13 protein-coding genes are annotated in these 14,550 nt (G+C 41.5%); 4 read left to right on the forward strand and 9 right to left on the reverse strand.

Translation table 11 applies throughout. From position 1 onward, the window contains the following. Positions 1-22: 22 nt before the first annotated feature. The 4 genes from prfB to xerD all read right to left on the reverse strand — a co-directional run bounded on the left by prfB (position 23) and on the right by xerD (position 4,779). Positions 23-1,121 (reverse strand): peptide chain release factor 2 gene (prfB, locus tag CWC16_RS16085; RefSeq protein WP_096041210.1). Its coding sequence is split into 2 segments (ribosomal slippage): positions 23-1,045 and positions 1,047-1,121, totalling 1,098 coding nucleotides; the frame shifts between segments, so codons are not numbered across the junction. Between the two features lie 144 nt (positions 1,122-1,265). Then, positions 1,266-2,987: a single-stranded-DNA-specific exonuclease RecJ gene (recJ, locus tag CWC16_RS16090; RefSeq protein WP_138542231.1), complete on the reverse strand. Its 1,722-nt coding sequence runs from the start codon at positions 2,985-2,987 to the stop codon at positions 1,266-1,268. A gap of 76 nt (positions 2,988-3,063) precedes the next feature. Beyond that, positions 3,064-3,792 carry a bifunctional protein-disulfide isomerase/oxidoreductase DsbC gene (gene dsbC, locus CWC16_RS16095; protein ID WP_138542232.1) on the reverse strand — a complete coding sequence of 243 codons (729 nt, stop codon included), beginning with the start codon at positions 3,790-3,792 and terminating at the stop codon, positions 3,064-3,066. 60 nt (positions 3,793-3,852) lie between these two features. Then, positions 3,853-4,779: a site-specific tyrosine recombinase XerD gene (gene xerD, locus CWC16_RS16100; protein WP_138542233.1), complete on the reverse strand. Its 927-nt coding sequence runs from the start codon at positions 4,777-4,779 to the stop codon at positions 3,853-3,855. Between the two features lie 106 nt (positions 4,780-4,885). Between xerD and fldB the strand changes: the two genes are divergently transcribed. Continuing rightward, entirely contained in the window at positions 4,886-5,407 is a 522-nt protein-coding gene (gene fldB, locus CWC16_RS16105) for a flavodoxin FldB (protein ID WP_004588002.1), read from the forward strand. Positions 5,408-5,441: 34 nt separating this feature from the next. Here fldB and CWC16_RS16110 read toward each other — a convergent pair whose 3' ends face one another. Further along, positions 5,442-6,389 carry a DMT family transporter gene (locus tag CWC16_RS16110; protein WP_138542234.1) on the reverse strand — a complete coding sequence of 316 codons (948 nt, stop codon included), beginning with the start codon at positions 6,387-6,389 and terminating at the stop codon, positions 5,442-5,444. Positions 6,390-6,580: 191 nt separating this feature from the next. On the opposite strand from CWC16_RS16110, the gene CWC16_RS16115 reads away from it, so the two are divergent. Continuing rightward, positions 6,581-7,495, forward strand: coding sequence for a LysR substrate-binding domain-containing protein (locus CWC16_RS16115; protein ID WP_138542235.1), 915 nt, complete (start codon positions 6,581-6,583; stop codon positions 7,493-7,495). 2 nt (positions 7,496-7,497) lie between these two features. Here the strand turns inward: CWC16_RS16115 and CWC16_RS16120 are convergent, their stop codons facing one another. The 3 genes from CWC16_RS16120 to CWC16_RS16130 all read right to left on the reverse strand — a co-directional run bounded on the left by CWC16_RS16120 (position 7,498) and on the right by CWC16_RS16130 (position 10,982). Further along, positions 7,498-7,944 (reverse strand): DUF2147 domain-containing protein, encoded by a 447-nt coding sequence (locus CWC16_RS16120; protein ID WP_138542236.1) that lies wholly within the window; start codon positions 7,942-7,944, stop codon positions 7,498-7,500. Positions 7,945-8,122: 178 nt separating this feature from the next. Further along, positions 8,123-10,129, reverse strand: coding sequence for an alpha-amylase (locus CWC16_RS16125; RefSeq protein ID WP_138542237.1), 2,007 nt, complete (start codon positions 10,127-10,129; stop codon positions 8,123-8,125). Positions 10,130-10,283: 154 nt separating this feature from the next. Next, the gene (locus tag CWC16_RS16130) at positions 10,284-10,982 is read right to left on the reverse strand and encodes a tRNA1(Val) (adenine(37)-N6)-methyltransferase (protein WP_138542238.1); all 699 of its coding nucleotides are present in this window, start codon (positions 10,980-10,982) and stop codon (positions 10,284-10,286) included. Positions 10,983-11,058: 76 nt separating this feature from the next. Between CWC16_RS16130 and srmB the strand changes: the two genes are divergently transcribed. Next, positions 11,059-12,288, forward strand: coding sequence for an ATP-dependent RNA helicase SrmB (gene srmB / locus CWC16_RS16135; RefSeq protein WP_138542239.1), 1,230 nt, complete (start codon positions 11,059-11,061; stop codon positions 12,286-12,288). A 222-nt stretch (positions 12,289-12,510) separates the two neighbouring features. After that, a complete protein-coding gene (locus CWC16_RS16140; protein ID WP_054983750.1) occupies positions 12,511-12,831 on the forward strand; it encodes a BON domain-containing protein in 321 nt (106 codons plus the stop codon). 640 nt (positions 12,832-13,471) lie between these two features. Here CWC16_RS16140 and CWC16_RS16145 read toward each other — a convergent pair. Beyond that, a complete protein-coding gene (locus tag CWC16_RS16145) occupies positions 13,472-14,428 on the reverse strand; it encodes a mechanosensitive ion channel family protein (protein ID WP_055016340.1) in 957 nt (318 codons plus the stop codon). Positions 14,429-14,550 lie beyond the last annotated feature (122 nt).

Genomic DNA, 14,550 nt, shown 5'->3' on the forward strand with positions numbered 1-14,550 from the left:
TAGCTCTTTTTTAGCTTGGTGGTTATAGGCCAGATTTTAGGCTGGCTTCAATAAATTTATCTAGGTTGCCGTCAAGTACCGATTGCGTATTACGGTTTTCAACGCCAGTTCGTAAGTCTTTAATACGTGCATCATCAAGTACGTAAGAACGAATTTGGCTTCCCCAGCCAATATCCGATTTTGCGTCTTCTTGTGATTGCTTTTCAGCATTTTGCTGCTGAAGTTCAAGCTCAAATAATTTTGCTTTTAACTGCTTCATTGCTTGGGCTTTATTTTTATGTTGCGAGCGTTCATTTTGACACTGTACAACCGTGTTGGTCGGTACGTGAGTAATACGTACTGCCGACTCGGTGGTATTAACGTGCTGACCACCCGCGCCCGATGCACGGTAAACGTCTATACGTAAGTCAGCCGGATTAATATCAATTTCAATATTGTCATCTACTTCTGGGTAAACAAACGCAGAGGCAAACGAGGTATGACGACGACCACTTGAGTCAAATGGGCTTTTACGTACTAAACGGTGTACACCTGTTTCTGTGCGCAGCCAACCGTATGCGTATTCGCCTACAAAGCGCACTGTTGCACCTTTAATGCCGGCTACATCGCCGTCAGTTGCTTCTACAAGCTCAACTTTAAAGCCTTTTGCTTCGCCCCAGCGTAAGTACATGCGTAATAGCATGTTACACCAGTCTTGTGCTTCAGTACCGCCAGACCCAGACTGTAAATCAAGGTAAGCGTCGTTTGCATCGTGAGAGCCCGAAAACATACGGCGAAACTCTAAACCCTCAAGCTGTTTATTTAAGCCTTCTAGTTCAGTTTGCGCTTCAACAAACGTGTCTTCGTCTTCTGCTTCTACTGCAAGCTCTAATAAACCTTCTACATCGTCAGCACCGGCAACTAGGTTGTCGATTGTTTCAACAACGGCTTCTAAAGCTGATTTTTCACGGCCAAGTGCTTGTGCGCGCTCAGGTTCATTCCATACGGCTGAATCTTCAAGTTCGGCGTTTACTTCTTCTAGGCGCTCTTGTTTGTGAGCGTAGTCAAAGGTACCCCCGAAGCAGTTCAGTACGTTCGCGAATTTCCTTGATTTGATTAATCACAGGATTCACTTCAAACATGTACATTACTCCAAAATGGCTAGATTATTGCGCGCTAAAATTAGCACTAAACGCAATAAATTATCGTCAAATGATAAAAACGCCCGATTTTAACAAAAAACCGCGCGCTTTATTAGCCTTTTATGCATGCATTGTGCATATTTTTTAATGCACTTTTTCAAGCTCTCTTACTATTAATTGCAGGCTAAACTTACCTCTAAATTCGTTTATGTCGAGCTGATAAGCCACTTTGACATAACGGGCCTCGGTGTCGGGCCATGCTTTTACATCTATTCCAAATGCAATGGCGTCTACTAAGCGTCCTGATTGATGTTTAAGCACCAGCTTTAAGTGTTTTTCGCCGACTATACGCTGTTGAATAACTTCAAAGGTGTGCTCAAATACCGGCTCAGGAAATTGCTGCCCCCACGGGCCTGATTGCTTTAATAACTGAGCAAAGTCCATAGTAAAGCACTCGCTTGGCAGCTCGCCATCGGTAAATACAATGCAGCGTTTACTTTCTTCGCTTAGCTGCGCACTTACAGCAGCATCAAACGCGTTTTTAAAGTCATTAAAGTTTTGCTCATCAATACTTAGCCCTGCCGCCATGGCGTGGCCGCCAAATTTATTAATTAAGTGCGGGTCGGCGGTATTTAGCCCTTCGAGTAAATCGCGCATGTGCAGCCCTTCAATAGAGCGGCACGAGCCTTTTATTTCACCGTTTTCGCCACCGGCAAAAATAACGGTTGGGCGGTGGTATTTTTCTTTTAAGCGACCCGCCAAAATACCAATAACACCTTGGTGCCAATCCTCTTGGTATAAACAAATGGCATCGGGAATGTTGTCGTCACTAAATGCAAGCCTATCAAGCACAGCTTGCGCCTCAGCTTGCATGCCCTGCTCTATTTCGCGCCGTGCATGGTTTAAGCTATCAAGCTCGCTGGCAATACGCCTTGCTTGGTTTATATCGGTACTTAATAGGCACGCTATGCCCAAACTCATGTCGTCTAATCGCCCTGCAGCATTTAAACGCGGCGCAAGCGAAAAACCAAAGTCACTGGCGCTTAAACGTGCGGCATTGCGATTAGCTACTTCAATAAGTGCCGTTATACCTGGGCGTGTTTTGCCGCTGCGAATACGCGCTAAACCTTGGTGTACCAAGGTGCGGTTGTTTGCATCAAGCGCAACTACATCGGCCACAGTACCTAGGGCAACTATATCAAGTAGGTCAGCCAAGTTTGGCATAGCGTGGTTTTCAAAGTAGCCTTGCTCACGCAGCGTGCTTCTAAGGGCTATAAGCAAGTAAAAGGCAACGCCTACACCGGCAATAGATTTTGAAGGAAAACTACAATCATGGCGGTTTGGGTTAACAATGGCATCGGCATTAGGGAGCTGCTCGCCTTGTAAGTGGTGATCAGTTACCAGTACTTTAATGCCCACTTTTTTTAATATGTCTATGCCTGCAATACACGAAATACCGTTATCTACCGTAATAACCAGCTCTGGTTTTATATCAACAATTTGTTCAGCAAGCGCTGGGCTTAAGCCATAACCTAAGCTAAACCTGTCTGGTACTAGGTAGTCTAAGTTGTTAAAGCCAAACATGGCTAAACCTTGCATTAGCGTAGCGGTACTGGTTGCGCCATCGGCATCAAAGTCGCCCACAATTAATATACGGCTTTGTGCATTCAGCGCATCAATTAATAGCTCGGTGGCTTTGTCGATGTCTTTAAACAGTTTAAAGTCGATTAATGTGGCTGCACTATTATTTAGCTCGTGTGCATTTTGCACGTTACGCGTGGCATAAATTTGTTTAATAACAGGGTGCAGATCGCTTGGCAGGTAAGAATCGTCTACATTTTCGCGCGCAATGATCAGTTTTTTCATGCTGAGGTGTACTTATAAATTCAAAATAAAAACAAAAAAAGGCCATTACGGCCTTTTAATAAACGCAAACGCCTTATTAAGACGCTTTGTTTGCCTCAAGCGCTGCACTCAATGCGGCTGCTGGCTGATAACCAGGGATCATTGTACCGTCTTCTAAAATAATGGCTGGCGTGCCGCTAATACCAAAGCTTTGGCCTAGCTGGTAATGCTCAGCTACTGGTGCGCTACAACCGGCAACAACTGTTGTGTCTTCGCCCGATTTAGCTTCTGTCAGTGCTTCTTGCTGGTCGCGTGCACACCATACATTCATTAAATCGGCATAGCCCGAACCTTGCAGCCCTCCACGCGGAAACGCTAAATAACGAACAGTAATGCCTGCATCAAGCAAGTCGTCTAGTTCGCGGTGTAATTTACGGCAATAGCCACAGCTAATATCGGTGAATACCGTAATTTGGTGTTTTTCGTTTGGCGCTTTATAAACAATCATTGAGTCTTCATATTCTTTAATGCCTTCAACACGTACACCATTTAGCGCTTGCTCGGTTAAGTTGCTACGGTTGTTTAAATCAATTAGCGTGCCTTGCATTAAAAACTGGCCGTCTGGACTGGCGTAAAGTACACCTTTATTTGTAATAAGCTCTTTTAAACCGGCAACGGGGCTTGGGTTTATTTGCTTAACTGTTACACCTAACGTGGCAAATTTAGTAACAATAGGATCATTAGCATCTGGCGTTGTGGCTACGCCATTTGCAAATGCACTCATACTTGTGCACAACATTGCACTTGCTAACATTAATTTTTTCATAATTTTCTCTATCTAATAATACGTACTAAATTGACCGCTAAGCTGATATTAAATTTCATATTACGCGCGCGGATGATGCTCTGAGTGTACCGATTTTAATCGCTCATTGGCAACATGGGTATAAATTTGTGTAGTCGATAAGTCGCTGTGCCCTAACATCATCTGCACCACTCTTAAGTCGGCACCATGATTAAGTAAATGTGTTGCAAAGGCATGACGCAATGTATGCGGCGATAAATCTGACTCAATAGACGCCAAAATAGCATAGTGTTTAATACGATGCCAAAAGGTTTGTCGGGTCATACCTACACCGCGTTTTGAAGGAAACACAAAATCGGTGGCGTGTTTTATCATTTGCGCACGCCCCCCTTTTAAAAACTGCTCAAGCCAATACATGGCCTCTTCGCCTAATGGCACTAAGCGCTCTTTGTTGCCTTTACCTTTTACAAACACCACCGACTGGCGCAAGTTAATTTGCTCCATACGCAGCCCTACAAGCTCGGTTACACGCAAGCCCGTAGCATAAAGTAGCTCTAGCATGGCTTTATCGCGCAGCCCCATTGGCCCTTCAATATTGGGCGCACTTAATAATGCCTCTACTTCGGCTTCTGAGAGCGTTTTAGGTAACGATTGACCCGCTTTTGGTTGCGCAATGTTTTCAAGCGGTGAGCTTGTGATACGTTTTTCACGTACAAAATACTGATAAAACCGCTTTAACGCACTTATGCTGCGAGCCGTGCTACGTGGTTTTAACCCTAAATCTACGCGATACGCTAGATAGCTTTCTATATCTAAGCTGGTTACCGTCATTAAGCTTTCGCCTTTTAAAAACTGACAAAACTTATCTAGGTCACTGCGATACGCGCTAAGGGTGTTTTCGCTTACACCTTGCTCTAAGTACAAGCTATCTAAAAAGGTTTCTAAAAAGTCGCTATTGCTGTTTAGCTCGGTATTTGGTTCAGGTAAATCGTCAGGTAGCGTTGTCACGTTGTGATCTCATGTTGGTAATACCCACGGTAGAAGGTATCAATTAAAAATACCTTACGGTAAACTGCGCCCTATCATAACAGGCAATTACACAGTGATAAATACGATGCAGATTGGTTTATTTTTTGGCTCTACTACATGCTACACAGAGATGGCAGCAGAAAAAATTCGCGACCTTATTGGCGCCGATGTAGTGACCTTACACAATATTAAAGACGAACCACTAAAAAATGCAGAGCAGTACGACTTTATCATCTTTGGTATTTCAACATGGGATTTTGGAGAAATACAAGAAGACTGGGAGTCTAAGTGGGACGACATTAAAGATGTAAACCTAAATGGTAAAACCATTGCTTTATTTGGCATGGGCGACCAACAAGGTTACGGACAATGGTTTCAAGACGCCCTTGGTATGCTTCACGATGAAATAAATACCCAGTCGTTTACGCAACTTGGTTTTTGGCCAAACGATGAAAACTACGAGTTTGAAGCGTCAAAAGCACTTACCCCCGATGGCAAACACTTTGTTGGGCTCGCGCTTGATGAAGACAGCCAATACGAGCTAAGCGATGAGCGCATAGCCAGCTGGGTTGAACAAATAATGACAGAGTATAGCGAAACGCTATAACGAGTTTGGCCTAAACCATGTTTAGGCCAATACATTACAAATAACTAAGTTTTTTAGCGCACTTTTTTTCACGTATTTTTGCTTGCCTTTGCAATAGCCAATTAGGCGCAAAGGTATTAATAATACATGCCAGTACAATAAGCGCTGAGCCTATTACTTGCGATAAACTTAATGTTGTATCGTAAAAAATTAGCTGAAATAACAACGCAAATAATAAGTTAGAATAAATAAGCGGTGCTAGCTGCGAGTTAGAACTGGCTAATCGGTACGCCTTTCCTCTAAAAAACTGCGTTGCAGCGGTCGAAAACCCAATTAATGCCACCATCAGTAATAAACTGTAATTGCTTATATCGATTGCAAAACCTTGGTAAAAGCGCTCACCTTCGCTGGTAAACATTAATACTGGCACCATAAAAATGGCAGCCAGTGTAAAACTCCAACCGTTAATAACCATCATCGGAAGGTTAATTTTACTTGCTCGAAACAAGGTAATTTGCGAGCAGGCATTAAAAATCCCCGCCCCTAAGCCAATTAATAAGCTCCAGCGCCATTGTATGCCGTCGCTATGAATATTTTGAATAATCACACCCGCAAACATCAGCGCCATTGTAGGTAGCAATAACCAATTTAATTTAGTTTTAAAAAGCACCCGCTCTATTAGCGGTATAAATAACGGCCCAGTGCTAAATAAAATAACAGCCTCCACCAGCGTTAAAGTATTTAGCGCCACTAAAAAGCAGTTTTGGCACAGCACTATAAAAATTGCGCGAATAGCAAAGGTTCGCCATGCTGATTTATTAGGTAGCTGCCATTTAATACCTGCCGCCAATGCCAGCATAATAATCGCGGGTAAAAACACCCGTAAAAAAACCACTTCGCTGGTGCTAAAGTAATCGGTAAGTAACTTGGCTATAAAGCTATTTAACGCCAAGGTAAATGTAGAATGCAACATAAACACACTAGCACGAGAATTTAACGTCACCGCAGTTATCCCTTGAATAAAAAATGAATGTAAAAAGCAAAATTAAAGGCTTAATTTTTTTAATCTATTTATTATTTTCAAAAAATTGGCATTGGCTTTTATGGCGCTAATTTTACGTGTACTTTATAAATTTAAAAGCGAATAATATTAAACCAACCTGTAAGTAAAACTTAACTGTTAATAAACAACCTATGATCAAATCAGCGCCGTTAAAATCTCTCTACACGTTTATAGCTGTTGCCGAAACTGGCAGTATGGTGCTCGCGGCTGAGCAGCTAAGTATTAGTCACTCAGCGGTAAGTCAGTCTATTAAAGCGTTAGAGTTACAACTTAATACACCGCTTTTTAATCGCATTGGTCGCCGCGTTGAGCTCAACCCTGTGGGTGAGCGCTATTACAAACGCATAGCCCCAGCCATGGCTGAAATTTTAGCAGCCAGCCAAGAGGCAAGTAACACAGCGAATGAGCCAACTTATTTAACACTCAATATGGTTAACTCACTAGCTCTGCACTGGTGGATCCCTAGGGTGGCTGATTTTCAGCGCATTTCGCCAAACAGTGACATTCGTATTTCTAACTTGGTGGGTGAATTTGATTTAGAGCGCGAAGGGATTGATGCAGCGATTATTCATGGCCAGCCCGATAAATGGCAAAAATATCACTGTGAAAAACTAGCCGACGATCAGTTAATTTTAGTCTGTAACCCACAACTTTTAGTTGGCTTAAATAAAGATGAGTTAACCGCGCAAAATTTGCTGCAACGCTTTAAAGCAATCTACGTTACCAACCCACGTAGGCAAAACGATTGGCAAACATGGTGCGAGGCCAATAATTTAGCGCAGCCTAAGCAGCATAATAACTTAACCTTTAATATTTCAGTGCAAGCAACGCAAGCCGCGATGCGCCAGCTTGGCATTTTGGTCACCCACAAACAATTTGTACGCGACGATATAAAGCACGGCATGCTCACGCAAATTGGCCAAAGCATTGTAAATCCGCATCAGCAGTTTTATTTTGCAACGAGCCACGCCATGCTTAATCACCCACAGGTAAACGCATTACGAGCATGGCTTAAACGCGAGTTTTTAAAAACAGCAAACGAGTAGTGCTACTCCACACGTTGCCAATATTGGTTACGGTAAAAAAAGCCTATATAGCCACGTACTTCCAATGTTTTACCGTCGTCTTGTGGCGTTAGTTGCACGGTATAAGTTTTACCTTTTGTAGGGTCAAGTATTTCACCATCGCCCCACACGCCATCATCTTCTGGTTTTACATCAGTGATTATCGTCATTCCTAAAATAGGCTGATTTTTTAATGCCCCATCACACTCTTTACAAATACCGGTTTGTTTAGCTGGGTCTAAAATAGTCTCAACTTTACCACTGAGCACCTTATCATTTTGAGTAATGCGTACGTACGATTTAGCCTCGTTGGTGTCTTCATCTATGGTTTTCCAAAGCCCAACAGGAGTCATGTTTGCAAGCGCACCTTGGCTTATAAATAAAGCCGCAGCGAGTGTTGTTAGTAACGGTAATTTGTTTAACTTTTTCATTGTGTTGCCTAAATTTAAAATGGCGAATAAAACGATAATACCAGCTGATTTATAAACGCACTATTAAATTAAACTGCTATTTAGATACATATAAAAGTAAAAAACCAAGTGCGCGTTAACCCACTTGGTTTTTAAATTGGCTGATAGTTTTTTAATGTACGCGTTTTAAAGTACGTATTTAAAAGTCACGTACCTCTACACTTGAGCTGTTAAATTCAAACATATTAATTTTGCCACACTGTGCCATATGGTTAGTACTTGTATAGGGGGTATTTGCTTGGCTTATATCACCCTCCCACTCTTGGCCATTTTTTATAAATGCTTTTAGCTCAAACCAGCCGTTAACCGCTTTACTGCAATCCATATTAACATCAAGCATCCAATAGTGTTCGCCCCATATATTAAGGGGTGTAACACCAAAGCCATCTACTGTTACCGATTTTTGGGCGCCATATTCACTTGGCCAAACATTTGTAGTCCAATCCATGGCAGTACCTTGCGCTTCACTGTTTTGGCCTTGTTCAATTCCATACCAATCTAGGTAGTTATCGTTTGCTTTCCAAGGTGTTGTGGTGTTGTTTTTTAGATTGTTATGGCGAATTGGCATAGCACATTCAACATTTGTTGTTTGGCAGTTTCTAGCAAGGTTTGTATTTGCATAGTTGTGGTCTATACCACCGCGTACAAACATGTCTTGTCCGCTTTGTGTTTGAGCATTAATAAAAACAACGGTTCTTTGCCAGTCGCTATTATTAGGCGCTGTCCCTTGGGTTAATTTAGCATTTTTATGAATTGCTATTGCATCCCATGGCGCTACATTTAAATTTATGGTGCCGTTGCTATTAACTGTTATTACTTCACCGCTACAGCTAGTAGCATTACCCAAAAGCTCGCCTTTTAACACATTGCAGTACTGTCCAGGCGCCATATCTGTTTGAATTGTTGCATTAAGCGTTGAGTCTTCTTTATTAATTGCCATATGACCAGAGCTACCACGTCCAAATGCAATCTGGTTATGGGTGTTATCCCACCAATTTGTTACTGCCCAATTGTCGGCTGTGTTATTTCTAAAATCGACACCACCCGCAATATAAGACCAACGATGCTCACACTTCCAGTTACTTGCAAAACATTCTAAATTACCATTATTGTGCACCGGTACACTTGGCCCACCCGCATCTGTATCGCCGTGAAAATCATAACTCGACATTACTTTTGGATACCCATACGGATATGCCAACATAAATACGTTGGCTAGGTCGTATAAACGGCCATCTTCAAAGGTAATTACATTACCTGCACCACCATGGCCGCGCTGATTGTCGTGGTTATCTACAAATACCACAGCTGATGAACTTGGCATAAAGCCCCAGCCTTCACCAAAATTACTTAACCATGCAAGCGAGCCATTTCTGAAGGTATTACCAAGTTGCGTACTGTATTTAAACTCGGTAACTAGTCCTGTACTTAAATACTCTGAGGCAGCAACCGCTTCAGTACCTTGATCTATCACCTCATGAAACACCACAGGCGAGCCATTTATTTTTGCCATTAAACTTTGAATATCACTTGCAGCAACATGCTTAGCAGCATCAAACCTAAAACCTTTAACACCCATAGCTTGAAGGTCATTAATATATGCCGCTAATGTATTTTGCACATGATTTGAAGAAGTGTTTAAATCAGCCAGCCCTACTAGCTCACAGTTTTGCACGCGATAACGGTTATTACCGTAATCTTCTGGGTTAATAGAGCAACTTTCGTGAAAATCTTGTGGGCTATAAATAGGGTATTGTTTATTACCAAAAGTGTTACCAGCAGTGCCCGTACCACTGCCGGCTGCCATATGGTTTATTAATGTATCAACATATATATCGACGCCTGCGGCGTTACAGCGATTAACCATATCTATAAATTGCGAACGGTTACCGCCTCGGCTTTGTAGTTGGTAGCTCACCGGTTGATAGCGAGTCCACCATTGGCTACCTGTAATATGCTCGTTAGGCGGAGACACCTGTACAGCAGCGTACCCTTTTGGTCCTAAAAACTGCTCACATTCTTGGGCTACATCTTGCCAATTCCATTCAAATAAATGCACAAATGTTGTAGGCGCAGCCGATACTAAACTTGGTAAGGTTAAACCTAAGCTAAGACCTGCAGTGGTGATCATTTTATTCAGTTTCATAGTGTGTGTTTCCAGTGTTGGGCGAGTTAAACAACAGACTCGACGTTATTTACAAGTGATTAACACTAGTTTGAGAGTTGCTCAAATAAAAACTGAATACGTATGCATAATGGGTAAACTATCCTTTATTACTAGATAATTACCTGCCTTAAAATTACATCTTCAAGTAAAACGCTTTACATAACGCAATATAATCATCGCTGTAGCAATTGGTTTCATTTTTTATGCATAGGGAAGTAAGCTCAGGCGAAGTGTTTATTAAGCTAAAGCGCATTAAGCTGCGGCTAAATGCTTTACTTGGTGTGGTTTTTACTTGGCAATGCGCGTTTAAATAAAGCCCACTTTGTTTTGCTAATTCAATAAATAGGCTCGCTTCTGTGGTGGGTAAAATTACGTTAAAGCACGAATGTTTATGACTTAAACGCATATAGGCATTTATTAGCTCGTCAAAACTTAAACCATCGGTATGGCGTGCGGTGTTACGGGCATCGCTTAGCCCTTTTAAGCTGTAGTTAAAATAAGGGGGGTTAGAAATCACCACATCAAATGGCGCCGCTTGTTTAAACGCTTGTATAGTGGTGTGCTTTACTCTGATATTGGGCCACGGGCTAGAGGCTATATTTTGTTGTGCCTGATTGTAAGCTGCTTCATCAATTTCAACTGCGGTTATGCTAAGTGCCGGTTGGCGCTGTTTACACATAAGCGCCAGCATACCGGTGCCTGTGCCTATATCGAGTAATGTGTTGGCCCCTTTTAAATACGCCCATGCACCAAGTAAAATGCCATCGGTTGAGACCTTCATGGCGCACTTATCGTGCTCAACCTTAAATTGTTTAAACGTAAACCCTGACATTTTTTCACCTTTTCATTCACCAACTGGTGTATAGCGCGTATAATTGCAAGTAATTGTCCCTTATTTTAGACACTCTATGCAATTTTCTGAATTTGATCTTGATACTAAACTCCTCAACGCCATTGATAAAATGGGCTACGAGACACCAACCAGCATTCAACAACAAGCTATTCCTGAAGCGCTGCAAGGTCGCGATATTTTAGCATCAGCACCTACTGGCACAGGTAAAACGGCGGCATTTTTAATTCCGGCTATTCAATACTTAATGGATTTTCCGCGTCGCGACCCAGGTTTTGCACGTGTGTTAATAATGACCCCAACCCGTGAACTGGCTTATCAAATTCATGAGCAATGTGAACTGCTTGCTAAAGGCACTCACCTTAAAATTGGTGTAGTAACAGGCGGTATAAACTACGGTACCCACAAAGAAATTTTTGAAAACAATAACGATATTTTAATCGCCACACCTGGGCGTTTAATGGAATATCTTGAAACCGAAAATTTCCATGCCGAAAACGTAGAAATGCTTATTCTTGATGAAGCCGACCGCATGTTAGATATGGGCTTTAGAAAAGAAATGCTGCGCATATGTGACGAAGCTAAAAATCGTCGTCAGTGCTTTTTATTCTCTGCGACTTTAGAAGGCGATAGCGTTGAGTTATTTGCAGAGCGTACTTTAAACGACCCAGCTTTACTTGAAGCCGAATCGTCGCGTAAAGAAAAAGCAAAAATTCATCAATGGGTTCACCTTGCTGATGACTACCACCACAAGCTTGAGCTGTTGGTTAATACCCTAAACGGCCCAGATGTAAGTAAAGCCATTGTGTTTGTAAAAACCCGTGAGCGCCTAGAAACACTTATTGGTGAACTTACTAATAATGGTGTAAAGGCCGCATGGCTACGTGGCGAAATGCCACAAGATAAGCGCATGAAAGCGATGGAAAACTTTCACAGTGGTAAAACGCGCATTTTAATAGCAACCGATGTTGCGGCCCGCGGTATTGATGTTTCTGATATTAGCCACGTCATTAACTTTGACATGCCGCGCACGGCCGATGTTTATGTGCATCGTATTGGCCGTACTGGCCGTGCTGGTAAAAAAGGGATTGCTATCTCATTAGTTGAAGCACACGACATTGGTATTTTATACAAGGTTGAACGCTACACTGAGCAAAAGCTTAAGCGTCGTATAATTAAAGGGCTTGAGCCACAACACAAAGAAGCTAAGCCACCCGCTAAAAAGCGTAAAGACCCTGTTAAAATGAAGGCCAAGAAAAAAGCCAAAGCTAAAAACAAAAAGAAATAACCCCTAAATAAGCCGGCCATTGCCGGCTTATTTGTACCTGTTACAAATGTAACCCAAGCATGTAACTCATACTCAGTAAAATGTAATTATTGCCCACCTGAATTCTGCATTAATAAAATAACCTTATATTTCAATACATTAATTTTGGCATCGAAATTGTAACTGAGATAGTAACTCAGCTAAGAACAGCTGCACAATTAACCGTAATGTAAGGATAAAGTTATGAACCGCTTTAAGTTAACTATCGCTTTAGTATCATTTTGTTGTTTATTTTTATTAGCTTGCGCTACAAAAGTAAGTGCAGCAACTAACTTAGCCGTAGTAAGCAGTGTGGCTACTCAACCTAACTTACAACAAACAATCACCAACACGTTACGCACTAACCCAAATTTAGCACTAAACGATATTCGCGTGCAGGTTGAAGACGGTGAAGTTGACCTATACGGTGAAGCACAAACAGGTTTTCAGCGTGCACTTGCACAAAAGTTTTTAGAAAATATGGATGGCGTTAAAATTATTCGTAACAAAATTAGTGTTATTTAATATACCTTTTTCCTAACTTATTCCTCAGCGCTGCTTGTTACTCCAACACAAGCGGCGCTTTTTATGGTCTACATAATCTCAACGGCTGCAAACCTATTCATAAACCAGTTTAAATAGCTTAGTAAATGCCTTTTAGCTTGCTCCCTTCACACAAAAAAACACGGTGCCCTACTCATATAAACGTTCTTTAAGAAGCGACAAACCCTGTAGAGCTTTAACCAACGTCAGTAGTAATTTAATTAATCTATTTTAATATAGGGTAACCTCGCCGATGCAGTTGTTATAGTTGCAGCAGTTTTAACGCAGCTAGCACATGTGTGAGCTCTTAAACTAGTTAAGCATTATTATGGGCTGGTACTATTGCAGGTTGGGATTGTTGCAGGCTGGAAATATTAACAGCGTAGATGGTTAGCTTTACTTTGCTTAAACTAGCAGCAATGTGAAAGCGCTAGAGCCTGAAAGCACACCGGATAAAAAAGTGTGCATATACCGCGGGGTATTTAAAGAAGTAGCAAAACTTAAAATATTTTTGCTCACCAATTCCTTTTTTTAGTACAAAAAGCGCGCTTTTACTTTGTAAAAACGCGCTGATAGTCGGTAACTATTTCCCAATGCTTTTGCGTTGTGAGTTTTAAATTATTTACTCACCTTGGCTTGCATCAGTATTATTATCACCCTTTTTATTTGCTGATTGCTGGCTTATTTTATCGCTTATCATGGCATCGAGCTTTTCACCGCCTTTAATGCCAAAATCTAACGTACGTATTGGGAATGGAATACTAATATCAGCGTCATCAAGTGCTTGTTTAACGGCTACTACGCCCTTGTGGCGAACTGTCATAAAGTCTGGCTCACCTGGGTATTTAATCCAAAACCACACCAGTAAATTAATACTACTGTCGCCAAAACCTTCTGCGTATACAGCGGTTTCATCTTTACGTATTACAAAGTCAAATTCGTTAATTTTATCTACTATCACTTCTTTGGCTTTTTCAATGTCGTCGCCATATGAAATTCCCACCGGTACCTCTATGCGTCTAACGCCTAGCGTGGTGTAATTTTTTAGCACGTTTCTAAATAATACTTTGTTAGGTACCAGTATTAACTGCCCGTAAAAGCTCTCTATTAGCGTGTTACGCAGGTTTATAGAATGCACTGAGCCAAATACGTCGTCGGTTTCAATTACATCACCTGCTTTAAATGGTTTGCGTATTCCCATAGCAATACCGGCAATTAGGTTTTCGGTCATGTCTTGAAATGCAAAACCTATGGCTAAACCCACAATACCTGCACCCGCTAGTAACGATGTTACAGTGCCTTTTAGCCCCATAAAATCAAGTGCTATAAATAAACCTACGCATAATACAATCACTTTAAAAATAGAGGCCATTAAATCAGCTATTTGCTTAGAGTCGAGTGAGCGCCTTAATAGGTTTTTCATTAGCTGGCCGGCAAAGCGCGCTATTATTGAAAACAAAATAGCAATTACAACAGCTACAATAAAGTTTGGAATATGGCTAATTACAACATCAAACCAACCGCCAAGTTTTTCTTCTATAAGCTTTTCGGCTTCACCAACTGAAGGAATACTGATCATATTTTTACACCTATCTATTTTTTTATTTCATTAATAGTAGGTGAAGTTAGCAAGTTTAGCGCCAGCATAAAAAAAGCCATGCATTGCATGGCTTTTTAATACCAATCCGTATAATTAAGTGA

This window comes from Pseudoalteromonas sp. S3776 (assembly GCF_005886915.1).
Taxonomy (GTDB): domain Bacteria; phylum Pseudomonadota; class Gammaproteobacteria; order Enterobacterales; family Alteromonadaceae; genus Pseudoalteromonas.